This is a genomic window from Gammaproteobacteria bacterium, from assembly GCA_024235095.1.
GTDB lineage: Bacteria > Pseudomonadota > Gammaproteobacteria > Competibacterales > Competibacteraceae > UBA2383.
On the sequence record JACKNC010000002.1, the window covers coordinates 489,462 to 514,760 of the forward strand.

The following is a 25,299-nucleotide window of genomic DNA, read 5'->3' on the forward strand; positions in this document are numbered from 1 at the left end:
AAATCATTTCAGACCTATCGCTATTGGAGCTATTGTCATGTCCATGCAACCGAAGCCTCATTTGACGCCGGAAGATTATCTGGCTATCGAGCGCAGCGCCGAATTCAAAAGCGAATATTTTGATGGTGAAATGTTCGCGATGAGCGGCGCAAGCCAAGCGCATAATCTGATTGTTATTAATACAGTTATCGAACTCGGCAATCAGCTTAAAAAACGCCCCTGCAAGCTCTTCGCAAATGATATGCGGGTCAAAGTCAGTCCAACGGGCCTGTACACCTATCCCGATATGATCGTGGTCTGCGGTAAGGCGCAATTTGATGATAGCCACTTTGACACCCTGCTGAATCCGACCTTAATCGTTGAGGTATCGTCAGACTCGACTGAAGCCTATGACCGGGGCCGCAAGTTCGAACACTACCGCAGTCTGGAGTCGCTGGCCGAATATGTGCTGATTGCCCAGGATCGTCCACATATTGAGTCTTACCGGCGGCAACCGGATCAGCAATGGTTGTTCACGGAGAGCCGTGGTCTCGAAAGTACGCTCAAACTCTGCTCTATCGACTGCGATCTGGCGCTGGCGGAGATTTACGACAAAGTCGAGTTTTAAACAGGTAATAGGATTCTTGTCACTTGACAAGGGAACTCGCCTCATCATGACAAGTTTCAACGGAGCCGCTCTGTATGTCCAAAGAATCTGATTGGCCTAGTAATCGCTTCCACTTGTCAGCGCCCAATGCGCTGAACGCCGTACCTGTGGTGCAGGCGTTTATCAAGAGCTGCGCCATCGCCATGGATTTTCAGGAACCGGAATTGACGCATCTGGAAATCGTCGCCGAAGAACTCAGCATGAATATTCTGCAGCATGCTTACGCGGCGGGCGAAGCAGTGAGTTTCACTGTCGAGTGTTTGCAGGAGCCAGAGCATTTAGAGATCGTCTTTCGCGACCGGGGCCGTCCCTTTGATCCAGAATTATTACCCGACTTTACCGGGGTTGATCCAACCACTTTGGAGGCACCAGCGGGTTTGGGCCGTTACCTGGCGGCGCGTTTGGTCGATGTGTTCCAGGCGCGTAACCTGGGCGGGCGCGGCAAGGAGATTCGCTTGCTAAAACGCCTGCGGGGTTCCTGGCAACCCCCGGAAGAGCAGCCGGATTTCCGCCAGGCGACCCGACTGCCGACCGCCGAGGATTTCGCAGCATTGCAAGTGCGGCCCATGCAACCCCAGGAAGCCGTGGAGGTCTCGCGGCTGATCTACGACGCCTACCGCTACACCTATATGTCCGATGTGCCCTACTATCCGGACCGCCTGCGCCGCTTGCAGGCTGAAGGGCAACTCCATTCTTTCGTTGCTGTACTAGGCAACGGCATGGTTGCTTCACACATTGCTCTGCTACGTTCTCCAGAGATGCCGACCTTGGCGGAACTCGGGCTGGCGGCGACCCGACAGGAAGCGCGCGGTCATGGCCTGGCGGAAAAGGTCGGTATGGCGGCCTTGCAAGCGGCGGTTGAACAACTGGGGCTGGCCGGAATTTATGTTAACTTCACCACTGCGCATACGGCTTCGCAACGGGTGAAGCGGCAGGGCCTGGGCGTGGCGGTTGGATTATTACCGGCGCGTAGCCCGGAAACGGTGGAATTCAAGGGTATTGCCGATCAGGTTCCCCAGCGGATTTCCACCCTGTTGGTGTTTCAGACCCTGGCGGAGCGAGCGCCGGTTACCCTGTATGTTCCGGAAGCGCACCGTGATTTCATTGCCGATATTTACGAACGCTGCGAGTTGCCCGCTGAACTGGATGCTACCGTCGCTCCGTTGCCAGAGGCAGCGAGTCAACTGGAAATCGTCGTCGAGCGGGAGCGCAATCTGGCGCAATTGTCGGTGCGCGTTGCAGGGCATGATCTACTGGCTCAGATCAAGGAGCGCCTGTTTGGCCTGCGTTTGAACAAGACGCCGGTGGTTTTCTGTTTCCTGAACCTGCTCGACCCGAACACGCCGGCAGTCGCCGCAACCCTGCAACAAGTTGGATTTTTCTTCACGGGCCTGTTGCCGGGTGGAATGCGCGAGGGCGACGCCCTGCTGATGACCTGCCTGCTCGGTTGCGCAGTGGACTATGACCGGATCGAGGTCGCGGAAAAGGACAGCCGCGCCCTGCTGGATTATGTGCGTCGCCAAGACCCGCATTATCAAGCAACGCCGACTGCCTGAAATGATTTACCCTATTCCCGGGGCGTCGCCACAAAACTGGGGACGATGCTGGCGCCTTGGGAGACATTGGTGATGGGGGTTGTGGCCAGACGCGTCAGGTAACCGGCCAATTCGCCATCCGCAATGAAAATATTCTGGTCAGCGTACAAATCGACGTTGGGCAGACCTTCGGCCAGGGTAGGATGGGTTTGCGGAATCAGTGTTACTCGTTGTTGCAACAGCGAACCGCCGCGTTGCATCGCCTGTTCCAGATGCGCGCGCCATTGCGCCTCCTCCACCATCCAGCCCAGGATAACGCCCGCGCCGCCATAGCCGGACACCGGCTTGCATACCAATTGCTGACGCTGAGCAACGGCCCACGGCAATAGATCGATACGCTGGCCCGAGGGATCGCGGGTCGGTCCATCAATCAGCAGACGGGTCCAAGGGACATACGTTCGCACCAAGTCGCTGACTGTGGCGGGCAATCCCAAATCGATATCGGGATCGGTAATCAGAGCGAATAGCGCTTTATGGCCGAGCAGCGTATTGCGGAAGGCTGTGACCATGCAGACCGCCCTAGCCCGCACTGCTGCGAAAATGCCGCGCAGACGGTCGCCCAGCCCCGGAATCATTTCCGGCAGGAAGACCCGGATCAGCACGCCAACGGGATCACCCTGATGACGCAACGCTCCATCGGCGAATTCCAGCTCGCCGGGATCAGCGATGCGCGCGTTTAGCCCAGTGCTTGCCAAGGCGTCGATAGTGATCTGGACTTGGCCGATAAAATCCTTTAACTCATGCGGCACGGCAAAAATCAGCAACGGCGCGCCCGATCCACCCCAGGCTTGATAGGTTTTGATGATCGCGTCGCGCACAGCGGGCAATACCAATAGCGGATGAATTTGCCAATCGCGATCAAAGCCGATTTGACCGGCGAGTTGCTGGAACAGGACGCTCAATTGATCGCCCGGTAGGATACCGCCTGGGGTAGTGTTATATTCAATCACCTTCGGTCCCTCGACAGTCGGCAGCACATCCATCCGGGCCAGCACCGCGCGCTGGGGATAGCCTGGATCCAGGGTCAGCAGGTCGCCAAACCGGTCCACCCAGTCCCCTAAATACCGCCGGGCTAATGCCTGATCTTGCTCCAGCCGCTGGCTGGCGTGGACCAGCGCCATCACTACGGCCCGCGCCATGCGCTGGTCACGCTCCAATTGCGCCGGTTCCAGCAGGTGAGGGCGCAAGGTGCGCGCTCGGGGTTTCTCCTGTAAAAATAGCCCCGCATCGCGTTGCCATTGCTGTAGTCGGACAATATCTTGACTGTTGAGGCGATGGGCTTCCAGCAGGCGATCCCAGCTTTCCTGGGGCGATAAAGTATCGATGGTGGACATTATTCAGGCTTTCCTCTCGAAGAGTGAAGGGAAAATACAGAATGTACAACTTGTTAAGGACATTCCAGGAACGCAACTATGCGCTTTTTTTCACCGGGCAGAGTCTTTCCTTAATTGGCTACTGGATACAGAGTACAACGTTTAACTGGCTACTCTACCAATTGACCGATTCCGCGCTGTGGCTGGGTTACTTCAGCGCGGCGATCAACCTGCCGGTGCTGGTGCTGCTACCCTTTGCCGGTTCGCTGGTGGATCGTTTTGATCGGCGGCGCTTGTTGCTGATTCTGCAATTCTTGTTTATGTTGCAGGCTCTGGCGTTAGCGGTATTGACGCATTTCGATTTATTAACCCTGGCGCTCATTGTCGCTATGGGCTGTTTGCAAAGCATTCTGACCGCGTTCGACAGTCCGGCTCGCCAGGCGTTTGTCCCCCGGTTGGTCACGAACCGGGAGCATCTGCCTGCGGCGATTTCGCTGAATTCGATGCTGTTCAATACCTCCCGCGCGATCGGGCCGCCCATCGCTGGCTGGGTCATGGCGCAAACAGGGCCTGCGCCTTGTTTTCTGCTGAATGCGCTCAGTTATCTGTGCATCATCAGCGCCTTGCTGCTCATGCGGCTGAGCGCGCCGCCGATCCCGGTCAAGTCAGCACGGCGTCAAGGCGCTGTGGACAATCTGCGATTGATTCTTGGCGCGCCGCCCTTACGCTATTTGATTTTGTCCTATACCTCGGTAGCGGTCGCCACCATGTCGATCTATGTGTTGTTGCCGATCTGGGCGCGCGAGGTGCTCGGGACGGGTCCGCAGGGCCTGGGCTGGTTGATGGGCGGCATCGGCGTGGGCGCATTGATCGGCGCCGCCCTGGTTGGGACTCAACGCCAACCGGCGCGATTGTGGCCATTGTTTCGCCAAGCCGCCGTATTGTTGGGATTAGCGCTCATCCTGCTGTCGCAAGCCGAAGGGGTAGGGCCGGCTTTAGTGGTTACCGTATTACTGGGCCTGGCGTATATTGCCCAGGGCGTCGCCGCTAACACCTTGTTACAACTCAGTATCGATGACGACCATCGGGCTGGCGTCATGGCGTTTTACCTGCTGGCGGCGTTCGGTTCGATTCCGGTAGGCAATCTGATCGGCGGCTGGCTGGGCGAATGGCGGGGACCGCATGGCGCAGCGCTGATGAGCGGCATTGTGGTGCTAATAGTGACCGCATTGTTTTGGCCGACCAGCAATCGGGTCATCGCGCATGTAGCACGGGAATCGCCGTCGCCAACCGCGTAGTCCGATCAGGATCGGTTGGAAAAGGTATGGATTGCACTGAGGATATCCGCTTTTCGTCCGGCGATGGCCTGTCGACCCGTCTCGATAATTTCCGGGATATGGTGAACGTCCCACATATTGATCGGGTTCTTGAACGGGACTTTAATCATGATGATTTCATGTTCATGCATATCGATGGACAGCGCCAGTTGAAACCGGGTGATGGCGTCGCCCTGAATCGTGTAATAGTTGGACAGGCACGCCATGTAACTGTTGGCCTGCGTGTTGATCGGGTCGTGAAAAATGACGGCGATGATCACATCCATGCCGCGCTTTACCGCCTCCATGACGGGCAATGAGGACGTGTAGTAGCCATCGCCCAGCCAGCGGCCCTTCATCTGAATCGGGGGCAACAAGGGAAACACGGCGCTTGAGGCGTAAACCGCGTCGACCAGCGGGCCTTGTTCCATGATGATCCCTTCACCGGTTTCAATATCGGTGGCCTGGAGCAGGGTTTTAGGATGGAGTTCCTCAATCCGGCGCTGGCCGAACATCTCGTAGAGCGCCTGTTTGAGGTTTTGCGGACGAATCAGGCCGGTTTGTGTATTGAATCGCCCAAAAGGCAATCCGGCCATGCCCAGCACCGCCCGGAAATCAATGGGGGTAAACAGATCGCGCCGGGCGACCTTGGCAATCAACTCCAGGATTTTTGCTGTGCCATAGCCTGAACCGCGCAAGGCGCTCATGACGCTGCCGCCGCTGCATCCGACCAGCAAATCAATGGGCAGATGCTCCTCGTCCAGAAATTCAAACAGCGGAATGGCGGCCAGGGGCTTAATGCCGCCACTGGACAGCACGACAGCGATTTTCGGGCGTGGGGGTTCCTGGGATTGTAAATCAGTGGTGGGCATTGGAATTCCTGACTTTGCCAACAATCGCGCCGTCAGCTTGATGAATGGCTGAACATGCGGGGAATTAATTTGGCAAAGCTTAACAGACCGCGCCAGCGCTCGCCAAACTCATGGCTATACAGCAACTGTAACGCGCCCTTTAAACCCGCGTAGAGCGTTGCGTCGTAGGGATGCCAGAACAGGTTGCGCCGGGCAAAGGGCAGCAGTTCAGTGGTGACCACCTGGGGTTGGGTCATCTCATCAAAACCCGGTTCGCCATGACTGCGGCCAATGCCGGACTCCTTGAATCCACCCCACGGCGTTTCCGCCATGCTGTGGGTCAGCAAATGGTCGTTGATGGTAATCACTCCCGCCTGGATGCGCCGACCCAAAGCTACCGCTGCCGATGTGTTGTTCGACCAGACCGAGCCAGTCAAACCCAGGCTGGAATCATTGGCCAGTTCAAGCGCTTCTTCCATGTCCCGGACTTGCATGACCCCCAGCACCGGACCAAAGGTTTCCTGGCGCATCAGTTCCATGCGATGATCGACGTTGACCAGCACGGTGGCTGGGTAAAACTGGGCGTGGGCATGAGCCGGATCAATGGTGACTTGGGCGAGAATAGCAGCTCCCTTGGTGAATGCGTCGTCGACCTGGCGCTGAATGGTTTTGATCTGGCGTTCGGTGCACATAGCGCCGATATCCACATTGTGCTGAACGTCCGGTCCCTGGCGGAGCGTTTCTACCCGCTCCTTCAGGCGCTGGGTAAAAGGTCCATACACCTCCTGATGGACGTAAATGCGTTCGACGCCGCCACAGGACTGGCCGCTGTTCTGCAAACCGGCCCAAATCGCGCCATTCACCGCGCGCTCCAGATTGGCGTCCGGGCAAACCAGCATGGCGTCATTACCGCCCAGTTCCAGGGAAACCGGGGTCAGCGTTTCCGCCGCTCGCGCCATCAGGAGTTTGCCGACCGGGACGGAGCCGGTGAAGAACAGTTTGTCGACGTGATGGCCGGGTTCCAGCAACACCTCACCGGCAACCGCGCCCGGCAGGTTGAGATGAGTAAATACCCCTTCCGGTAACCTGGCGGCTTGCATCATTTCCTCAATGACGCGCCCAACCCTTTGCGTTTCCGGGGCGGTTTTGAAAATCACCGTGTTGCCAGCCAGCAAGGCCGGGACGATTTCATGTATGGGAATGCCCAGCGGATAATTCCACGGGGCGATGATGCCGATCACGCCGAAGGGAACCCGATAAAGCCGGCTGCGCTTGTTCAGAAACAGCAGCGAACCGTTGCGGATCTTGCGCGGTTTGAGAAAGCGCCGGGCGTTTTTGGCGTAATAATCGGTTGCCAGAGCGCTGGGCAACACTTCGGTGGCCAGCGCCTCGATTCGGGTTTTGCCGACATCCTGGGAGATCATCGCGCTGATCGCGTCGGCATGATCTACCAGATCATCGCGCAGTCGCAGAAGATAAGACATCCGTTCCGCCAATGGCAGCGCGGCCCAGACCAGTTGCGCGGCCTGGGCGCGGCGGAGGGCCTCGCGGGCTTCCTCTGGCGTGTTGATCGGGGAATGGCCGGTCACTTCACCAGTTGCGGGGTTGACGCAGACGGTTTGTCGCGCATCGAAAGTCTGGGAGATGCTCATGAGACGTTCCTCAAAACCCGGATAATGACTCATATAGCCGGTTTAGAGTGAATTTCGCTTGTAAGAGCTGGTTTTGTCGAGCAGGGAATTTGCCCGTTTTAGCGAATCGCGTTAGATTGGCAAGCCTCCAACAGCAGCCCGAAAGCCCATGTCCAAAATCACTAAAAGCATCTATCGCGTCCTTTTTGTTAACCAGGGCAAACTTTACGAACTCTATGCCCGCAATATTCATCAAGCCGATTTGTATGGTTTCATCGAAGTCGAAGAACTCATTTTCGGCGAGCGCTCCAGTGTGCTGGTCAACCCTGCCGAGGAGCGTTTGCAGAATGAGTTTGCCGGGGTGCAACGGACTTTTATTCCCGTGTACTCAGTCATGCGCATTGACGAGGTGGAGCGCGAAGGGGTCAGCAAGATTCGTCCGGCGGAAGGCGGCGACAACGTGACGCCGTTTCCGCAACCCGCGTTTCCCCCCGGTGGCAACCGGGACAAGAATTAAGCAATCCTGACAACGATTTCTCAAGCGGAGGCAATCTATGGAAAGCGCAGCATGGTGGGAAGTGCTACTGGGCGGAGTGGTGGCGTTACTGGTGATTTTATGGTTCCGGCCCGGCATCAAGGCCGCTCTTGAACGCGGTAAAACCGCCAAAAAGGATTGGCCAGCGGCGTTAATCCCGATTGGCTTGGTCGTGTTGTTTGTGTTCTTTTTGATCCAGATGGTGCGTTGAAATTGCTCATCGCCGCGAAGCAGGCCGCTTGGCTGTTCAATCCGTTACTGACTTACCGCTTCGAGCATCATGATCGGTTGTGACCTGATAGATAGTAGTAATCTTTGCAAAAACTCGCATAATCAGGCAATGTCAATAAAATTAAGAAAAGCTTAATTGCGTCGGATTGTCGGCGCCTTGGTGATTCCCGATAATTTTTCGTGTTCGCGCGAAAATACCCTGTACATAACCCACACCCAAGGAGTGCATTGATGAATCAACCTTCCTTCTCGCGTTGCCTTTTGGCGGTCGCTTTGGCCGGCGGCCTGGGCTTAGGCAGTCTGGCGAATGCCAAAGACACCATCAAGATCGGCGTGGCGGGTCCAATGACCGGCGGCTACGCGGCGTTTGGCGAACAGTTCTGGCGCGGCGCCAGCCAGGCAGCCGAGGACATCAATGCCGCTGGCGGCATCGACGGCAAGCAAATCGAACTGGTTAAGGGTGATGACGCCTGCGAACCCAAGCAAGCGACGGCAGTGGCTAACCGTTTGCTGGATCAGGATAAAGTGGCGGCCGTCGTCGGCCACTTCTGTTCTTCATCGACGATCCCGGCTTCCGAAGTCTATGCCGACGCGGGCGTCCTGATGATCACTCCCGGCTCCACTAATCCTCAAGTGACCGAGCGCGGTCTGCCGACCGTATTTCGCATGTGTGGACGTGATGACCAGCAGGGTCCTTTGGCCGCCGACTTCATCGTCAACGAACTCAAAGCCAAGAAAATCGCCGTGGTGCATGACAAGGACACCTATGGCCAGGGCATCGCCGACGCCATGCGCGCCCGGCTGAAAGAGTTGAATGCCGACGACCGGGTCGTGTTATACGAGGGACTGACGCGCGGCGAAAAGGACTTTAATGCGCTGGTGACCAAGATTAAAGCGGCTGGCGCCGACACCGTGTATTTCGGCGGCTTGTATAACGAAGCGGGACCGTTACTGCGTCAATTGCGTGAACAGGGTCTGAAAGTCAACTTTCTTTCCGGCGATGGCAGCCTTGATCCGGCCATCGTCACTACTGCGGGTGGCCCGCAGTTCGTTGAGGGCGCTTACATGACTTCAGTCCGCGAGGCGCGCAACATTGCTTCCAGCCAGGAAGTGGTCAAGAAAATGAAGGCGGCGGGCTTTGACCCCGCGGGCTTCACGCTGTATGCCTACGCTGCGCTGGAAGCCATCGCCGCCAGTATGAATGGCGCCAAGACGGGGGACGGTATGAAATTGGCCGAATGGCTCAAATCCCACACCGTACCCACCGTACTGGGCCCCAAGACCTGGGACGCCAAAGGCGATCTGAACGAAACCAGCTTCTCGTTGTTCGTCTGGGGGCCGGACGGTAACTATACGGAAATGCAGAAGTAATTCTTGCCTCCCTTGCTCTCCCTCCTTGTGGGCAGGGCTGTTAAATTCTGTGTAGGGCGGGTTGGAGCGTCAGCTCGTAACCTGCCGATTTTGCTGGACTTCAGCGGTGGTGGGTTACGCTACGCTAACTCGCCCTGCCCATCAGAATCAGCAGAACTTAACGGCTCTACCTCCTTGTGGGGGAGAGTCGCCGCCTTTTCCTATCACTCACCCGGCAATCTGATACGCATGGACTGGCATATTCTTGCCCAGCAACTGGTCAATGGCCTGACACTGGGTTCCATCTACGGCCTGATCGCCATTGGCTACACCATGGTGTATGGCATCGTCGGCATGATCAACTTCGCTCACGGCGATGTGTACATGGTCTCGGCCTATCTAACCGCGATCTGCCTGGCAGTCCTGTTCTCCTTTGGCATTGACTCGCTGCCCTTCGCGCTGTTGGCGACCCTGGCGACGACCATGCTGATCACCGCCGCTTATGGCTGGACCATTGAGCGGGTGGCTTACCGCCCGTTGCGCAGCGCGCCCCGGTTGGCGCCGCTGATTTCCGCTATTGGCATGTCGCTGGTGCTGCAAAACGGGGTGCAATTGAGTCAGGGCGCTAAAACCCAGGGCGTGCCGAGCCTGATTCCAGCCACGCTGCGTTTTGGCGAAGGCAATGATTTCGTGCAAATCACCCTGGTGCAGTTAATGATCATCGTGGTTTCCCTGACCAGCATGGCGGCGCTGACCTGGCTCATCCAGCGCACTTCGCTGGGCCGGCAATGCCGCGCGACGCAACAGGACCGACGGATGGCGGCGATTCTTGGCATTAATACTGACCGCATCATCTCCACTGTATTCGTGATCGGCGCGGCTATGGCGGCGATCGCTGGAGTGCTGGTTACCCTGAATTACGGTTCTTTCGATTTCTACATTGGCTTCGTGACTGGAATAAAAGCCTTCACCGCAGCGGTTCTGGGCGGCATCGGCTCGTTGCCCGGCGCGATGCTGGGCGGCTTGATTCTCGGTTTGTCGGAAGCGCTGTTCTCCGGCATGGTGAACACGGATTATAAAGACGTGTTCGCTTTCTCGCTGCTGGTGCTGGTGCTGATCTTCCGCCCCACCGGCCTGCTGGGTAAACCGGAAGTAGAGAAGGTGTAAGTCATGCCGTCGACTGCTGCTTCACCCGCTGCCAGCGAGGTTCGCTGGAATCTGGTTTTTCGTCAAGCCGTCCTGGAAGCCGCCGCTGCCTTCGCGCTGGCGCTCCTGCTGCTTGGCCCCATCGTCGGTCTGGTGCTGGATGGTTATCAGGTCAAAAATGAATTGCAGCGCCCGTTGCTGATCGCCGCGATCATTGCCGTGGGCCGGTTCCTGGTGACGTTGGCGACGCATACTCCGGCGGGGCAGGCCGCGCTTGACCGGTTCAACGCCCGTCGCCGGCAACCGGGCGTGCTGGTAGTCAGCGCCGCGGAAAGCGGCAGGCAGCGTTGGTGGTTGTTGGCCATTATCATCCTTGGCCTGACTCTGCCGTTTCTAGCCAGCAAATACTGGCTGACCGTACTGATCCAGGCCATGATCTACGTGCTGCTCGGTCTGGGCTTGAACATTGTGGTTGGACTGGCCGGATTGCTGGATCTGGGCTATGTCGCTTTTTACGCTGTGGGCGCTTACGGTCTGGCCTTGGGCGCACAGTATCTCGATCTCGGTTTCTGGAGCGCACTGCCATTGGCCGCGATGCTGGCGGCGCTGTTCGGCGGCGTACTCGGTTTTCCGGTGCTGCGTATGCACGGCGACTACCTGGCGATTGTCACCCTGGGTTTTGGCGAAATTATCCGCCTGGTGCTGAACAACTGGCTGGAGTTCACCGGTGGCCCTAACGGCGTCTCTGCCCCCGCTCCGCAGTTATTTGGTCTGGAGTTCACCCGCACCGCCCGGGATGGGGGTGTGCCCTTTCATGAATATTTCCAGATCAGCTATGACCCCCTCCACCGTTTTGTCTTCATTTACCTGGTCTTATTTCTGATCGTCTGCCTGATGGTCGTAGTGGTTACCCGCCTGCGCGACATGCCGGTCGGTCGCGCCTGGGAAGCGTTGCGCGAGGACGAAATTGCCTGTCGCGCCCTGGGTATTAACCACGTCCTGGTCAAACTGTCAGCCTTTATGATGGGCGCCACGGTCGGCGGTATCGCTGGCGTCTTTTTTGCGACCTACCAAGGTTTCATCAACCCGATGTCCTTCAATTTCTTTGAGTCGGCGTTGATTGTCGCCATCGTGGTGCTCGGCGGACTTGGTTCCACAACCGGAGTGATTGTGGCGGCGGTGGTGCTGACGATTCTCCCGGAACTACTGCGCGCCTTCGCCGACTACCGGGTATTTGCCTTTGGGGCGCTAATGGTGCTGATGATGATCTGGCGACCGCGCGGCTTGATGCGCCCCCGGCGGCGCGCTTTCGAGGTCAAGGGGTTATGCCCATGACCATTGATCCGATCCATCCGCCGATTCTGGAAGTGACCGGGTTGACCATGCGCTTTGGCGGTATCCTGGCCCTCAACGACATCAGCTTTGCGGTCAAGTGTAATTCGATCTCTGCGCTGATCGGTCCCAATGGCGCTGGCAAGACCACGGTATTCAATTGCTTGACCGGCTTCTACAAAGCCACGGAAGGCCGGATTGCCTTGCATACACCGCGCGCTGCCATTGATCTGATTAGTATTCTTGGCCAACCCTTCAAGGCGAGCGACTTTATTAACCCAGCGGTCTTTGCCGACCGATTGTATTACAAAATGTTTGGCGGCACCCACCGGGTGACGCGGGCCGGAGTGGCGCGCACTTTCCAGAACGTAAGGTTATTCAAGGAAATGACGGCGATTGAAAACCTGCTGGTCGCCCAGCATTTGCAACTCAATCGCAACCTGCTGGCCGGTTTATTGCGAACTGCAGCTTATCGCCAGTCGGAACGGGATGCTCTGGAGCGCGCTTATGCCTGGCTCCAGGTATTTGGATTGGCTGAAGACGCGAATCGCTTGGCCGGAGAATTGCCCTACGGCCATCAACGTCGGCTGGAAATCGCCCGCGCCATGTGTACGAGTCCCCGATTGTTGTGTCTCGACGAACCGGCGGCGGGTTTGAATCCCCGCGAAACGACGGAACTCAGTCAGTTGATTCGCCAGTTACGTGATGAACACGGCGTTACGATTCTACTGATTGAACACGACATGAGCTTGGTGATGGATTTATCAGAACACATTGTGGTGCTGGATTATGGCGAGGTCATTGCTGACGGCGATCCGCAGACTGTGGCGCATCATCCCGCCGTGCTGGCGGCTTATCTGGGAACCGAGGCGGTGAACGACGATGAGTCCCGTTGAGCCGTTGTTGCAAATTCACGAACTGGATGCCCGCTATGGCCCGATTCAAGCGTTGCGTCAAGTCTCTTTGTACATTAATCCAGGCGAGATCGTGACCCTGATCGGCGCGAATGGGGCCGGCAAATCGACCTTATTGATGAGCCTGTTTGGCGATCCACAACCGGCGGGAGGCTGGATTCGCTATCAGGGTCAGGATATCACCAGCCTGCCCACGCATGAAATCGCCAAGAGAGGCATTGCGCAAGCCCCGGAAGGACGACGAATCTTTGCGGCGATGAGCGTGGAGGAAAATTTGTTGATGGGGGCGATTCCCATCGGGATCGATCATGTGGACGCTGACCTGATTAAAGTATTTGAACTGTTCCCGCGTCTGAAGGAACGGCGCAATCAGCGGGCCGGCACGCTCTCCGGCGGTGAACAGCAGATGCTGGCGATTGGCCGGGCGCTGATGAGCCGGCCCCGGTTATTGCTGCTGGATGAACCCAGTCTGGGGCTGGCGCCGCTAATGGTGCAACGCATTTTCGCCACGATTCAGGAAATTCGCGATAGTGGCGCAACGATCTTTTTGGTGGAACAAAATGCTCATCACGCGCTGAAACTGGCCCAGCGCGGCTATGTGCTGGTCAATGGCGAAATTCACCTGTCGGGAACAGGCGAGGAGCTGCTGGCTGACCCGGAAGTAAGGCGGGCTTACCTGGGCGGACGAGGGTGAGATTTCCATTTCTGGGTAGCCCTAAAGGTAGTCCTGTAGAAAAAATTGATCCAGATCAACGTATCGACCCGAATCATACGGCGGGGTCGAACGGTTTTTTGGCGTCGGTTACAATTGCGGTTCGTTGCCGCCCGAGCGCTGGACGCTTTCACGTTCGACATGACGGTGCAGCAACCAATGTTTGTAAAAATGCTTGACGATCTCGTTGATGATCACCATGGCGGGCAGCGCGAAAATCACCCCAACGACTCCACCCAATGTCCCACCGAGATAAATGGTTAGGTACACAAACAATTCATAGACCTTAACCGTGCGGCCTATAATAGCGGGAGTCAGGATTTTATGGTCGATGGTGACACCTAATGTCACCGTGATCAGCAAGGCGATATAAATCCACAAAACTTCAAATTTAAAAGTCATCAGCGCCAATACGCCAGCGACCAATCCACCCATCGGCACCCCGATATAGGGCAGTATATTCAGATAGCCGGTGACGATGCCGATCAGCATCCAGACACTGAAAAAACGCAAATCTCCCTCAGCCAACGTCCCCAGAATATGGAACGCCAAACCATAATAGATCGCCAAAATGCTGCCAATCTGCAACTGTCCGCGGATCAGGCGCGAAATTGACTGACCGATTTGCATGAACAATTGATCGATCTCATCGTTCCAGGCATCCGGAGTTAAATCGTAAAAAATGGTTCGCAGGGTAGCGATAATCCGTTCCCAATCGCGCAACAGAATAAAGGCGATCACTATGAACAGTAGTGCATACAAGTTAAATTTAAGAATGCTTTCAAAGCTGTGTGTCAGATAATCTGTAGACCAGCGCGGTAGATGGTCCATCACCCAGCTCCAGTCCAGTCGCACTCCAATCCGACTTTCAAGAATGGGTGCCAACGCCTGATCATACAAGGCAGGGAAGCCTTTTGTGATTATTATCAGTTGATTAAGGATATCAGGTAACACGAATAAAAACCATAACAACAGCAGATTAGGAAGAATAAAGGTTAAAATAAAAGCGCTGAATGATCGCCGACAGATGCGCTTCTCCAACCAATTGACAATCGGATCTAACACATAAGCCAGCAACATTGAACCCAGCAACACCAAGCCAAAACCAGGAATGAACCACATGATTAATAATGTTGGCAAGAGTAAAGCCAAAATTAAAGCTAAAGCATATTTGATCATTCGACCTTGATCCTGTTCTTAAAAATTTAAACTTTAAAATTTCTATATCTTGTATATTTTATATATTTTATATATTTTATATATTTTAATTGTGACATAGCAACTGTTCTTATGCATTACGATACTAATGACGATCCATGATTTTTGAAGTATTTAAAACTTCCTCTTCCTGTCAGAGAGGCATGGGGATAAGGGTTGCTCTCTTTAAAACTATGTTATATTAATCGCCCCGTTTGAAATGCAGCATATTCCTCAAACCGGGAATTGATGCAAGCGGTCGGAAAAAACTACTTTAGGAGAGAGAAAAAAGTATGTCTGAACAAAAACTTGGTAATCCAGCAGTGGTTGGGCTAGCTGGATTTGGTTTGACCACCCTGGTTTTGCAATTCCACAATGTTGGCTGGATGCCCAGCATCGGCCCTGTGGTTTGGCTGGGATTGATGTTCGGTGGAACCGCGCAGCTGATTGCCGGTCTCCAGGAGATGAAAACCGGTAACAATTTCGGTTACTGCGCTTTTACTTCCTATGGCGCATTCTGGATTGCTCTGTGCCTGATGTTGCTCGGCAATAAGTACGACCTGTTCAAGGCCAGCACCACCGATGTAGGCTGGTTCCTGGTCGCCTGGACATTGTTCACCGCGATTTTGTGGGTTGGGTCGCTGCGGGTTCATGGCGCGATGGCCTTTACCTTCACTACACTGCTCATTGGGTTCATCCTGCTCGATCTGGCGCATTTCGGCTATCCGGGCCTGACCGTGGTGGCTGGCTATGAACTGATGGTCTGCGCCCTGGCCGCCTGGTACATGATGGCGCGGGTCATTCTGAACGAGATTTACGGTAAGGAGCTCTTGCCAGCGGGCAAGCCCTGGGTTTCCTGATCACGGATTTCTTGCCCCCATCACTCATTTCGAGAGGATTTTCAAGATGCGAAAGAAATTGTTGAGTTGCGCCAGCCTGGCGCTGATGCTCGCCGCGCCAGCATGGGTTGGAGCCAGCGGTCCCGACGCCGCCACCGCCGAGGAAGTCATCGCTAAAGTTCACGAAGCAGCCAAGTACCTGCATGACAAGGGCCAGGCCGGTTTTCCGGACTTCAATAACAATGCGCGCTGGGTATGGAAGGACAGCTATGTATTTGTCTTCAGTTGTCGGGATAACAAGATGATCGCTCACCCCCTGCGCCCCGATTTAGTGGGCAAACCGATTCTGCAAATGGAAGATGACAAAGGAAATAAGCTCTTCCAGAAGTTGTGTGATGTGGGTAAAAAAGCGGATGGCGGCTGGGTCGAATACTGGTGGCCAAAGCCTGGCGAAGCTAAAGCCTCTCGTAAGATTTCCTACACCCAAAGCACCGAGGTGTCTTTTCAACCAGACGTAAGAGTCGGCGCAGGTATCTACGATGATACAATGAGCGTCGAGGAATTGAACAAGCTGGCGCAACAAGCGGTCGAGCCGAAAAAGGATGCGCCATAGCAGTATCGTTCATTCCCGTGCTTTTGATCCCTGCTCTCTGAAACAAGCGATACAAGGCGTCTGGTGAGGAGAGCTGTAAACTGTTTTTTCAGGATTTAGGTTGGGTTGCTGGTCTTTTGGCAGCCCAACTTTTCACGGTTTTTGTGGCGGCGTCACATTCGTATCGCTGCGATACTGGACAATATTGTAAGGTCGGTCCCGGGGTGGTTTATCGGTGATCTGCACTTGTCCCCCATCATCGCGCCACTGGTAGAGCGGCCTCGTATACTCGGGCATTCCCGGCAACCAGTCGCGTATCCAAGAGGGCGTCTCCCGGGGCGTCGTGTACCAGTACAACAGAATTCCCCCCAGAAGAATGCCTAGCGTAATCAACAACCACATTGGAACAACGCCGGACTGTCGCCGCGCGCATTTCCAGTTTTTTCTCGAATGTTCTTGCTGCATAAACCCTCAGTTCCTCCTCATCCCCTCCAGCCGGTGCCTGCAAGATTGGAAGAATAATCAATTCTCCTGTAAATAGCAGTCATCGACCCTGCAATTTCGGAGAGTCCTGCTGCATGTCCACCGGCAACGAGTTTACCCTGTTAAAAGAACGGCGATTCCTACCGTTTTTTATGACCCAGTTTCTGGGCGCGTTCAACGATAATGTCTTTAAGAACGCCCTGATTATCCTCATCGCTTTCCAAGCCGCCGATCCGGCCCAGGCGAATGTGCTGGTCAACGCCAGCGCTGGCCTGTTCGTGCTGCCGTTCTTCTTGTTTTCGGCCACTGCCGGACAACTGGCCGATAAGTACGAAAAATCCCGTTTAATGCGCTGGATCAAACTCCTGGAAATTCTGATCATGTTAGGCGCAGCGGCGGCATTTATTCTGGACAGCGTGCCTCTGCTAATCGGCCTGCTGTTCCTGATGGGCGCGCAATCGACTTTGTTCGGTCCGGTGAAATACAGCATTCTGCCCCAGCACTTGAAACCGGAAGAACTGGTCGGCGGCAATGGCTGGGTGGAAATGGGGACGTTTCTGGCTATCCTGATCGGCACCCTGCTGGGCGGAGTGCTAATCGCTATCCAGGACAATGGTCCCTGGCTGGTCGCGAGCGCCGTCGTGATTCTGGCCATTCTGGGCTTTCTTTCCAGTTTGTTCATTCCGCGCGCAGAACCCGATGCGCCTGATCTGCGCATCAACTGGAATCCATTCACCGAAACCTGGCGTACTATCAACATTACTCGTCGCAATCGCACCGTATTTTTATCGGTGATGGGCATTTCCTGGTTCTGGTTCCTGGGTGCGACTTATCTGGCGCAATTGCCCAACTATACCAAGCTGAACCTGGGCGGCGATGAACATGTCGTGACGTTGCTATTGACGACCTTCGCTCTAGGGATTGGCATCGGCTCTATGTTATGCGAGCGACTGTCAGGGCGGCAGGTGGAACTGGGTTTGGTGCCGTTTGGCTCAATTGGCCTGAGCCTGTTTGGCATTGATTTGTTCTTCGCGGTTCCTTCCGTTGCCATCGATGCGCCGCTGATCGGAGCGCAGGAATTTCTGCGCAGCGCTTCCAGTTGGCGAGTGCTGTTGGACATTCTGCTCATGGGGACATTCGGCGGTTTCTATATTGTGCCGTTGTATGCCCTGGTGCAGCAACGCAGCGAACCGGCCTTCCGTTCGCGGGTCATCGCTGGTAACAACATTATTAATGCCCTGTTCATGGTGCTGTCGGCGGTCCTGGCGATCCTTTTTCTCGACAGGGTGGGATTGAGCATTCCACAGTTCCTGCTGCTAACCGCTATTTTCAACGCCGTTGTGGCGATTTATATCTTTACTCTGGTGCCGGAATTCCTGATGCGCTTTATTGTCTGGATTCTGGTCAACACCGTTTACCGGTTACGCACCCAGGGACTTGAGCACATTCCCGAAGAGGGGCCAGTGGTAGTGATTTGCAACCATGTCAGCTACATGGACGCCTTGGTGGTGATTGGCTGTTGTCGGCGACCGATTCGCTTTGTGATGGACTATCAAATTTTTCAAATCCCAGTGCTCAGCTTTGTCTTTCGCACAGCGGGGGCTGTTCCCATTGCTCCGGCGCGAGAAAATTCTGCAATTCTGGAACAAGCTTATGAGCGGGTCGCCCGCTATCTGGAGGAAGGCGAGGTGGTGGGAATCTTTCCGGAGGGGCGCTTGACCGGGGATGGCGAGATTGGTCCGTTCAAGGGCGGCGTTCAGCGTATTATCCGGCGTAACCCGGTTCCGGTCGTGCCGATGGCGCTGCGCGGGTTATGGGGCAGTTTCTTTAGCCGACGGCTTGGCAAGGCGATGAGCCATTTTCCAAGGCGCTTCTGGTCGCGGATCGAGCTGATAGTCGGTGAACCGGTCCCCCCGAATCAGGCGGCCTCTCCCCTGTTGCGCGAAAAAGTGGTTGCCTTGCGGGGGGATTGGCCCTGATCCAGCCGTTCACTCCCCTTGCCCGCTTGCGGGGAGGGGAGTTAAGGGGAGGGGGGCGCTGATTCTATCCAAACAGAGTGCGAGGGATATAATCTATTCTGGACGCGGCCAGATCGGACAGGGGCTGCGGTTTGCCGACTCCATAGCCTTGCGCATAATTTACGCCGATCATGCGCAATTTATTGAGAACCTCATCGTCTTTCACGAATTCGGCAATGGTTTCCATGCCCATGACATGCCCGATCTCATTGATAGAATTCACCATCGCCAATGAGACTGGATCATCGATGATGTCCTGGACAAACATGCCATCGATCTTGAGAAAGTCCACAGGAAGTTTTTTGAGATAGGCGAATGAGGAAAAGCCGCTGCCAAAATCATCGAGGGCGAAGCGGCAGCCAATATCTTTCAGAGTATGAATGAAATGCAGGGCGCTGGAAAGATTGGCAATCGCAGCGGTTTCGGTGATTTCAAAGCAAATTTTGCGCGTCAGCGGCGGTTGCGGCGCCAGACGCCCTACGAGATAGTTCAGCAAATAGTCGTTGCCCAGGGAATGACCGGACAGGTTGATGGAGCACAGGGAGAGATCATTAAGATGACCAGGATTGCTGGACAGCCAGTCTAGAGCGGTTCCCACCACCCATTGATCGAGCTTTCCCGCCAGGTGATAGCGTTCAGCCGCCGGTAAAAAAGCGCCTGGCATTACGAGCTGGCCGGTCTCGTCCTTCATGCGTAGGAGCAGTTCGTAGTGATGGCCACCGAGCGGCCCCAAAGTGGGGACAATCGGCTGGAAAGCCAGTTGAAAGCGATTGTCTTCCAAAGCCTGATTAATGCGGGACACCCAGCGCATTTCGCCCTTGCGGCGCGCTAGCTCCAGGTCGTTCTCCTTATACAGGTGGACCCGGTTGCGGCCCGCGTCCTTGGCGGCGTAACAGGCGCTGTCAGCGGCGCTCAGGACGCTGGCGCAACTTTCGCTGTTTTCATTAATCGGCACCACGCCAATACTGACGCCCACATGGAACGTCTTGTTATCCCAGGTGAAGCGGAATTCGCTAATTGCAGCGCAGAGCGTGTTGGCCACGCGCAAGGCGTCGGACAGGGAACAATGCTCCATGAGCACCCCAAATTCGTCGCCGCCTAACCGCGCCAGCGTATCCTGTCGACGCACCCGTGTTTGCAGAATCCGTGACAACTCGCGCAGCAAGGCATCGCCCGCTATATGCCCGCAGGTATCGTTAATAATCTTGAACTGGTCCAGATCCAGATAGAACAAAACATGTTCTGCGCCTTGACTCCGGGCGCTTTCCAGCGCCTGCTGAAGACTGGTTTCAAAAGCTCGCCGATTGGCGAGCTCCGTGAGTGAATCATGGCTGGCCTGATGGGTCAGCTGCTCGGCAAGTTGTTGCGCCTCGGTGTAGTCCAGCCAGGAGCCGACCCGCTCCAGGGGGCGCCCCTCGTCGTCGAAAATCAGGCGCACCGTATCCCGTATCCAGCGCCATTCGCCATTCCGATGCTGCACTCGGTATTCGCAGCTCACGGGATGGTGCTTGTCCAGGTTTTCCAGGGCTGCGTCCAGGCGCATCCAGTCATCCATATGAATCAAACGCTCCCATAGGTGGTGATCAGCGAGCAATTCTTCCGCATGATAACCGATCAATTCATATATGTTAGCGCTGACAAAATTGATCGGCATGCCCGGACCGGGGTGGCGTGAGTAAATGACCGCCGGGCTGGCACCAACGACATGCTCCAGACGGGCGCTGGCCCGGCGCAGGGCTTCTTCGGCCCGGCGGCGTTCGGTGATATCGTGGGCGACGATATGGCTGCCCATGCAGCGCGACGCCTGCAAGTTTTCTTCGATGATCGCCAGTGCGATGACTTCCACAATCACCAGCGGCGGCAAGCGGGGATAATGACGACGGAATTCGGGATCGCGCGCCAGGCAAAGTTCAGCAGAAAGAGATTTTGTCGGTCCATCGGCCAGATCGGCCAAAAGCTGCTTGACCTTTCCGCGGTCCATGGGCGTGACCAGCTCCAGCAACGATTTTCCGACCAAAACCTCGGGTTCGAAACCCAACAACGTTTTGATGCGGTGATTGAGATAGGTAAACCGGCCTTCCACGTCGAGCACGAAGATCAGGTCGGGAGAATGCTCAACGATGAAGCGGTGCAGGCGCTCGGAGGCTTCCAGGCGCTGACTCATGCGCCGGTTAGCGCGCTCTAGCGCCCGTTTATGGGCGGCATTGGCTACGCTGCCCAGCAGTTCCTCGGGACCGAAGGGCTTGCGCAGAAAATCGATGGCGCCTCGCCGCATGGCGGACGTCGCTTCAATCACCGAGGTGGTGCCGCTAATGACAATAACCGCGATATCCAAACTGTGTTCGGTGATAAAGTCCAGCACCCGGGCGCCGCTGACGCCAGGCATGGCCAAATCCAGCAGCAACAAATCGTAGCGGATTTCGGCAAGATACGCTAAAGCCTGTACGCCGCTGGCGGCGACGGTCACCTGATAACCCTGCATCCTGAGCAATTGTTCGAGGCTGACCAGTAAGCCCAGTTCATCATCCACTACGAGTATGGATAATATCTCGTTTTCATCCATTCCCTTATTTCCCCCTGTTTGTCGAATCCTAGTTCCCCCAGGGTTAACAGTCCTGGCGCTTTAAAACGCTCTAATAGAAGATCGCTTCGCTTACAATTTATTAGTATTAACTAATTCAGGGCAAGATGACAGTTACGATCTGTAAAGTGACCCATCGTTATAATCGATTTGCCGGGAATTTTGCGCGGGGAGAGAGGGAAAATATGAAAAACGCGAGATTAAACATTAGCTTGTGGCAGTAATATTAGAAAGACCGTACCGCCTCCCGGATGGGGACGACAGCTTATTAGACCGCCCAGCTCGTCAACGAGATTTTTGACAATCGACAACCCTAGGCCGGCGTGTCCTTCACCCTTGGCGCTGGTTACCGGTTGGAAAAGCCGGGCGCGTAATCCTTCGGGGAAACCCGGGCCGTCGTCAGCGACAGCGATTTCCACATACAGACGCCCGTGCAGATTGATATCGTCCTGGGTCGTCACGCTAATATGGCCTCGTTCTCCCAAGGCTTCGGCGGCGTTGCGCACCAGATTCAGCAGCATTTGCCGGATGGCGTCGCGTCCCTGCGTGAGCGGCGCCAGTCCTTCTTGGAGATGCAAGCTCAAGTCGATGCCGTGTGGCCGACACAGCGCTTCATCGAGCACCCGCGCCAGGTCGTAGATCGTTGTGTTTAAATCGAAGCTGGATTCCGCCAGTGATTCTTCTGGTTTAGCAAGACGCTGCAAAATGCGACTCGCGCGTTCGGTTTCTTCCCTCAATACTCGCAGTTCTTCAGCGGCTTGCTCGCCGACTTTTGCAGCCAGCATGTAAAGCGAATTGCGAATGATGGTCAGAGGATTGGAAGCTTCATGCAGGATCGCGCGCAAATGTTGTCGTTGTATTAATTCCCGATCTTCACGGACCCGGCGTTGCTGGATTTCCCGCCGGTTCAGATTGTCGATCGTCGTTGCCGCAGTCGCCGCGAAACGGCGCAACAGGCGCTCCCGGGCTTGCAGACGGGGCAATTGAATCCGTGAAACACCCGCGCCGAGTATGCCTGCGAGTCGATCTCCGGCATGAAGCGGCAAACACCACACCCCTGCGCTTTGCCACTGTCTGGCCAGTTGCTGGTCAATAATGCCTGGCGGGATTTCCGGTTCCAGCGAATGATGGATTTGCTGCTCCTGCGCTGCGCGCTGGAAGGCATTGGTCGCTCCAGCTAGGTCGATAGTGAATGGATCGGGCCATTGCGCCGAAGGATGATGGCGCAGCAGGCCGGTCTGTGCGTCGTAATGAAAAAAATGAGCCTCGGTCAGATCAAAGAGCAGCGTTGCGCATCGAGCGATCGCTTCCTGTATTTGCGATGCATCTTCGGCGCTGTTGAGTTCGCTGCGGATAGCGTCAATCAGCGCCAGTTCATGAATGACATCGGGCAGCGCTCCACGCACGGACGCAGGCCCCGCCCGATGCTCGACATCGGTCGCCGCGATTCCCAGCTCGTTGATCAGTGGTTCAATCAGTGACTCTATTCCGACGTGTGCGTGTTCCAGTGCGGATGGATTCAGGTACAGCAATTCACTCTCTTCAGCCAGCGCCGTTTCCGAACATCCGGTTTCCTGACTCAGGGCATTCGCGACATGTAGCAAACACAGCAGGGGATGAGCGCCGCGCAACTCGTGAGCGTTCAAGTGATGGTAGCGGATCGCGTCGCTCAATAACGGAGGCAATTTCCAGTTATCCAGCAGCGCTGCGCCCAGTGCGCAATGATCAGCGCCCAGCAAGCGCTGCTCCAGCTCGAGAGCTTCATTCAGAGTTCGGGCGGTGCGGCTTAGAGTATGGATTTCATCGAGCGCCGTGGCCTGACGGGCGCTGAGCGCCAATTTGCCTAGATCGTGCAGTAACCCGACTAAATAGGCGGTTTCCGGATCAGGGAAACTTGTAATCTCAGCCAACCGGCGGGCGAGATGAGCGCAACGCAGGGAGTGACGCCAGAATCGTTTCAGCGTCGAGGCCGGAAAACCGGCCTGCTGGATTGCAGACTGTTGAAGCGCATTAGCGACTACCAGGGTTCTCAAGGTGGTTGGATTAATGATCGCCAATGCGTTTTGGAGGTTTGGCGATTGCGAGGTCTGATCTGGCGCATGCTGCATGGTCAGCAACCGCAGGCTTAAAACCGGGTCGCAACCCATCCATTGCGCCTGCTTGTGGATATCGATATTCCTGCTTTCACTGACTTCCAGTAATTCTTCCATCACAGTTGGCAAAATCGGCAGCGCTAATAAATCGCTTGCATCAAACTGATCCTGGAAAACTGACATTTCCAACAGGGGAGAATCAGACACTTTATCGGTTTAACCGTTTCAATTTCATGGCTTGTGTTTGGAGAACTGCTGTTATATCCCTTGCAACGGATGTGCCTTGTTTTTTTATTTTTTTTCATTCGCTTTCGTATCAGATTGAACGCAATGGGCTTGCAGACCGACAGTTGTCCGCCAAAAAATAACACTTACTTGTCAGAAATAACGAAGGAGAAATCAATCAGGTCAAGTTGGCCCGATTGAGAACAGATAAAAGCGGAGCCAGGATGAAATCACGGGAAAGGCGGGAAAAGAGGGTATAGTCAAACAGTGTTACGTTAATTGACTTTTATAAAATAAACTATTGTTATTATTAATTAATATAAAAATATCAAAACTGTTCGACTATAGAAAATAGGTGGTGTCCCTCAGTTTACGTGATGAGCATCGTCGAGTGCGGGGAACAAGTGTTTGATGGTTTCCAAGGTATTCAGAAACGGTGCGGGTACCCGAAAGCCCAGCAACTCCGCCGTGGTCCAGATATGATCGGTCATCCCCGCCGCCATGGCCGGCGTGACAGGCCGCCATTTACGGGGCGATCCGTTGCCTCGGGTCGGTTCCGGGGTGGGCAATTCCTCACGCAGGCTCAGGTGGGGCAAGCAGAAATGGTAGTAAGCCAACGACAGCCACACCTGCTTTTCCATCCACGACCGTTGCTTGGAAAACGCGGTCGTCTTGCGAGCCAACCGCCGATTGTGTTCGCGCCAGGCCAGGTTATCCCGCTCCACAAAGCTCGTGTTGATCGTCGTGCTGGTGGCGGATGCGGCCAATCGCGCCTGAAGCTCGTCCGCGCTTCCCCAGACCCTCTTACGGGTCACCTCGACCACCCGTCCTTTTTCACGTCGCTTAACCACTTGAGCATACAGCAAATTCGGCGGTGGGCGGCACCGTGGGGCCGGATATCGTCCTCGCGTCCCTTGGCGCTCGGGCTGATACCATTCCCCATAGGCATGGAGCAAGGCGCTGGGATAGCCCGGCCATTGGTCGCTAGTAAAGAAGGGGACGTGATCGTCGGTCACATACACCACGCGCTCCAGGAGCAGGTTCGCCTGAGCCTGCGTGCGCTGGCCCACGACAAACCCTACCACCAGGCGCCATTCGGGCGCAAAGGCGACCCACACCCAAGCATCGCCATCCGTCTCGCACCATTGCTGCGCCATCGGCAGATTCTGGTCCTTGGTATGGACAAAGCTCCACAATTCATCCAGTTGACACTCGGTCACCGTCAGCTCGCGCCAATGGGACAAAACCACCAAACGACATTGCTGGGCGGCCCGAGTCAACCACGCACAAACCGTATCCTTGTCGATCTGGACGATTCGTGCCGTACCCTGGATGGAATTTCCCTCCGCCAACGCCCGCATCGCCAGTTCGAAAACGGCGGGGTCGGCCTCGAGGTCAAAATACGCAGTTCCGTACGTCAAGGACACTCTCCTCCCGCACGAACGACACAACGCCTGCTTTTTCCCGTGACTGGAACCATTTTTGACCAACAACCCTTGACCAAAGGGCCGACCGTAGTGGTGACAGGAACGATTGGGGCAGTAGAGCGTTTCCCACTTCATAAGATCCCCGGTCAGTGATTAACACCACAATCACAATGAGGATACATGTTGTCGTCGTCACTGGCTTAGCTCATCACGTAAACTGAGGGACACCACCAGAAAATAGATCCCGGCCAGATCCTGGATAATCCGGATTC

The 25,299-nt window shown here is 55.5% G+C and carries 21 protein-coding genes; 13 read left to right on the plus strand and 8 right to left on the minus strand.

Annotated elements, in window-relative coordinates; all coding sequences use genetic code 11:
- The first annotated feature begins 37 nt into the window (after window positions 1-37).
- Both H6973_15250 and H6973_15255 read left to right on the plus strand, forming a co-directional pair.
- Entirely contained in the window at window positions 38-607 is a 570-nt protein-coding gene (locus H6973_15250; protein ID MCP5126943.1) for a Uma2 family endonuclease, read from the plus strand.
- Window positions 608-681: 74 nt separating this feature from the next.
- Complete coding sequence (locus H6973_15255) at window positions 682-2,202, plus strand: ATP-binding protein (GenBank protein ID MCP5126944.1); 1,521 nt, start codon at window positions 682-684, stop codon at window positions 2,200-2,202.
- 11 nt (window positions 2,203-2,213) lie between these two features.
- Here H6973_15255 and H6973_15260 read toward each other — a convergent pair whose 3' ends face one another.
- Window positions 2,214-3,575: a hypothetical protein gene (locus tag H6973_15260; GenBank protein MCP5126945.1), complete on the minus strand. Its 1,362-nt coding sequence runs from the start codon at window positions 3,573-3,575 to the stop codon at window positions 2,214-2,216.
- A gap of 41 nt (window positions 3,576-3,616) precedes the next feature.
- On the opposite strand from H6973_15260, the gene H6973_15265 reads away from it, so the two are divergent.
- Window positions 3,617-4,852, plus strand: coding sequence for an MFS transporter (locus tag H6973_15265; protein ID MCP5126946.1), 1,236 nt, complete (start codon window positions 3,617-3,619; stop codon window positions 4,850-4,852).
- A gap of 5 nt (window positions 4,853-4,857) precedes the next feature.
- Here H6973_15265 and H6973_15270 read toward each other — a convergent pair whose 3' ends face one another.
- Together H6973_15270 and H6973_15275 are read right to left on the minus strand one after the other, a co-directional pair.
- The gene (locus H6973_15270) at window positions 4,858-5,742 is read right to left on the minus strand and encodes a patatin-like phospholipase family protein (protein ID MCP5126947.1); all 885 of its coding nucleotides are present in this window, start codon (window positions 5,740-5,742) and stop codon (window positions 4,858-4,860) included.
- 32 nt (window positions 5,743-5,774) lie between these two features.
- The gene (locus H6973_15275; protein MCP5126948.1) at window positions 5,775-7,373 is read right to left on the minus strand and encodes an aldehyde dehydrogenase family protein; all 1,599 of its coding nucleotides are present in this window, start codon (window positions 7,371-7,373) and stop codon (window positions 5,775-5,777) included.
- Window positions 7,374-7,521: 148 nt separating this feature from the next.
- Here H6973_15275 and H6973_15280 point away from each other — a divergent pair, with 148 nt between their 5' ends.
- The 7 genes from H6973_15280 (at window position 7,522) to H6973_15310 (ending at window position 13,554) form a co-directional block, all read left to right on the plus strand.
- Entirely contained in the window at window positions 7,522-7,869 is a 348-nt protein-coding gene (locus H6973_15280) for a DUF1820 family protein (GenBank protein MCP5126949.1), read from the plus strand.
- 37 nt (window positions 7,870-7,906) lie between these two features.
- Window positions 7,907-8,098 (plus strand): hypothetical protein, encoded by a 192-nt coding sequence (locus H6973_15285; protein ID MCP5126950.1) that lies wholly within the window; start codon window positions 7,907-7,909, stop codon window positions 8,096-8,098.
- Window positions 8,099-8,349: 251 nt separating this feature from the next.
- Window positions 8,350-9,489, plus strand: coding sequence for a branched-chain amino acid ABC transporter substrate-binding protein (locus H6973_15290; GenBank protein ID MCP5126951.1), 1,140 nt, complete (start codon window positions 8,350-8,352; stop codon window positions 9,487-9,489).
- Window positions 9,490-9,717: 228 nt separating this feature from the next.
- The gene (locus H6973_15295; GenBank protein MCP5126952.1) at window positions 9,718-10,635 is read left to right on the plus strand and encodes a branched-chain amino acid ABC transporter permease LivH; all 918 of its coding nucleotides are present in this window, start codon (window positions 9,718-9,720) and stop codon (window positions 10,633-10,635) included.
- A gap of 3 nt (window positions 10,636-10,638) precedes the next feature.
- On the plus strand, window positions 10,639-11,949 hold the full coding sequence (livM, locus tag H6973_15300) for a high-affinity branched-chain amino acid ABC transporter permease LivM (GenBank protein ID MCP5126953.1): 1,311 nt from the start codon (window positions 10,639-10,641) through the stop codon (window positions 11,947-11,949).
- Window positions 11,950-11,960: 11 nt separating this feature from the next.
- The gene (locus H6973_15305; protein ID MCP5126954.1) at window positions 11,961-12,842 is read left to right on the plus strand and encodes an ATP-binding cassette domain-containing protein; all 882 of its coding nucleotides are present in this window, start codon (window positions 11,961-11,963) and stop codon (window positions 12,840-12,842) included.
- Complete coding sequence (locus tag H6973_15310) at window positions 12,829-13,554, plus strand: ABC transporter ATP-binding protein (protein MCP5126955.1); 726 nt, start codon at window positions 12,829-12,831, stop codon at window positions 13,552-13,554. Before H6973_15305 ends, H6973_15310 begins: the two co-directional genes overlap by 14 nt.
- Before the next feature lie 108 nt (window positions 13,555-13,662).
- Here the strand turns inward: H6973_15310 and H6973_15315 are convergent, their stop codons facing one another.
- Complete coding sequence (locus tag H6973_15315) at window positions 13,663-14,751, minus strand: AI-2E family transporter (protein MCP5126956.1); 1,089 nt, start codon at window positions 14,749-14,751, stop codon at window positions 13,663-13,665.
- Window positions 14,752-15,062: 311 nt separating this feature from the next.
- Between H6973_15315 and H6973_15320 the strand changes: the two genes are divergently transcribed.
- Window positions 15,063-15,629, plus strand: a complete 567-nt coding sequence (locus tag H6973_15320) for an acetate uptake transporter (protein ID MCP5126957.1) — start codon at window positions 15,063-15,065, stop codon at window positions 15,627-15,629.
- 46 nt (window positions 15,630-15,675) lie between these two features.
- A complete protein-coding gene (locus tag H6973_15325; GenBank protein ID MCP5126958.1) occupies window positions 15,676-16,221 on the plus strand; it encodes a cache domain-containing protein in 546 nt (181 codons plus the stop codon).
- Window positions 16,222-16,353: 132 nt separating this feature from the next.
- Here H6973_15325 and H6973_15330 read toward each other — a convergent pair whose 3' ends face one another.
- The gene (locus tag H6973_15330) at window positions 16,354-16,602 is read right to left on the minus strand and encodes a DUF4124 domain-containing protein (protein ID MCP5126959.1); all 249 of its coding nucleotides are present in this window, start codon (window positions 16,600-16,602) and stop codon (window positions 16,354-16,356) included.
- Between the two features lie 176 nt (window positions 16,603-16,778).
- Here H6973_15330 and H6973_15335 point away from each other — a divergent pair, with 176 nt between their 5' ends.
- Entirely contained in the window at window positions 16,779-18,662 is a 1,884-nt protein-coding gene (locus H6973_15335) for an MFS transporter (protein ID MCP5126960.1), read from the plus strand.
- A 64-nt stretch (window positions 18,663-18,726) separates the two neighbouring features.
- Here the strand turns inward: H6973_15335 and H6973_15340 are convergent, their stop codons facing one another.
- From H6973_15340 to H6973_15350, 3 genes are all read right to left on the minus strand, one after another.
- Window positions 18,727-21,264 (minus strand): EAL domain-containing protein, encoded by a 2,538-nt coding sequence (locus H6973_15340; GenBank protein MCP5126961.1) that lies wholly within the window; start codon window positions 21,262-21,264, stop codon window positions 18,727-18,729.
- Between the two features lie 218 nt (window positions 21,265-21,482).
- Complete coding sequence (locus H6973_15345; protein ID MCP5126962.1) at window positions 21,483-23,582, minus strand: HDOD domain-containing protein; 2,100 nt, start codon at window positions 23,580-23,582, stop codon at window positions 21,483-21,485.
- 383 nt (window positions 23,583-23,965) lie between these two features.
- Complete coding sequence (locus H6973_15350) at window positions 23,966-25,051, minus strand: helix-turn-helix domain-containing protein (protein MCP5126963.1); 1,086 nt, start codon at window positions 25,049-25,051, stop codon at window positions 23,966-23,968.
- Between the last annotated feature and the right edge of the window lie 248 nt (window positions 25,052-25,299).

Coding starts and splice junctions, on each gene's coding strand:
- H6973_15250 (MCP5126943.1), top strand. CDS start 38: ATGTCCATGCAACCGAAGCCTCATTTGACGCCGGAAGATTATCTGGCT.
- H6973_15255 (MCP5126944.1), top strand. CDS start 682: ATGTCCAAAGAATCTGATTGGCCTAGTAATCGCTTCCACTTGTCAGCG.
- H6973_15260 (MCP5126945.1), bottom strand. CDS start 3,575: ATGTCCACCATCGATACTTTATCGCCCCAGGAAAGCTGGGATCGCCTG.
- H6973_15265 (MCP5126946.1), top strand. CDS start 3,617: ATGTACAACTTGTTAAGGACATTCCAGGAACGCAACTATGCGCTTTTT.
- H6973_15270 (MCP5126947.1), bottom strand. CDS start 5,742: ATGCCCACCACTGATTTACAATCCCAGGAACCCCCACGCCCGAAAATC.
- H6973_15275 (MCP5126948.1), bottom strand. CDS start 7,373: ATGAGCATCTCCCAGACTTTCGATGCGCGACAAACCGTCTGCGTCAAC.
- H6973_15280 (MCP5126949.1), top strand. CDS start 7,522: ATGTCCAAAATCACTAAAAGCATCTATCGCGTCCTTTTTGTTAACCAG.
- H6973_15285 (MCP5126950.1), top strand. CDS start 7,907: ATGGAAAGCGCAGCATGGTGGGAAGTGCTACTGGGCGGAGTGGTGGCG.
- H6973_15290 (MCP5126951.1), top strand. CDS start 8,350: ATGAATCAACCTTCCTTCTCGCGTTGCCTTTTGGCGGTCGCTTTGGCC.
- H6973_15295 (MCP5126952.1), top strand. CDS start 9,718: ATGGACTGGCATATTCTTGCCCAGCAACTGGTCAATGGCCTGACACTG.
- livM (MCP5126953.1), top strand. CDS start 10,639: ATGCCGTCGACTGCTGCTTCACCCGCTGCCAGCGAGGTTCGCTGGAAT.
- H6973_15310 (MCP5126955.1), top strand. CDS start 12,829: ATGAGTCCCGTTGAGCCGTTGTTGCAAATTCACGAACTGGATGCCCGC.
- H6973_15315 (MCP5126956.1), bottom strand. CDS start 14,751: ATGATCAAATATGCTTTAGCTTTAATTTTGGCTTTACTCTTGCCAACA.
- H6973_15320 (MCP5126957.1), top strand. CDS start 15,063: ATGTCTGAACAAAAACTTGGTAATCCAGCAGTGGTTGGGCTAGCTGGA.
- H6973_15325 (MCP5126958.1), top strand. CDS start 15,676: ATGCGAAAGAAATTGTTGAGTTGCGCCAGCCTGGCGCTGATGCTCGCC.
- H6973_15330 (MCP5126959.1), bottom strand. CDS start 16,602: ATGTGGTTGTTGATTACGCTAGGCATTCTTCTGGGGGGAATTCTGTTG.
- H6973_15335 (MCP5126960.1), top strand. CDS start 16,779: ATGTCCACCGGCAACGAGTTTACCCTGTTAAAAGAACGGCGATTCCTA.
- H6973_15340 (MCP5126961.1), bottom strand. CDS start 21,264: ATGGATGAAAACGAGATATTATCCATACTCGTAGTGGATGATGAACTG.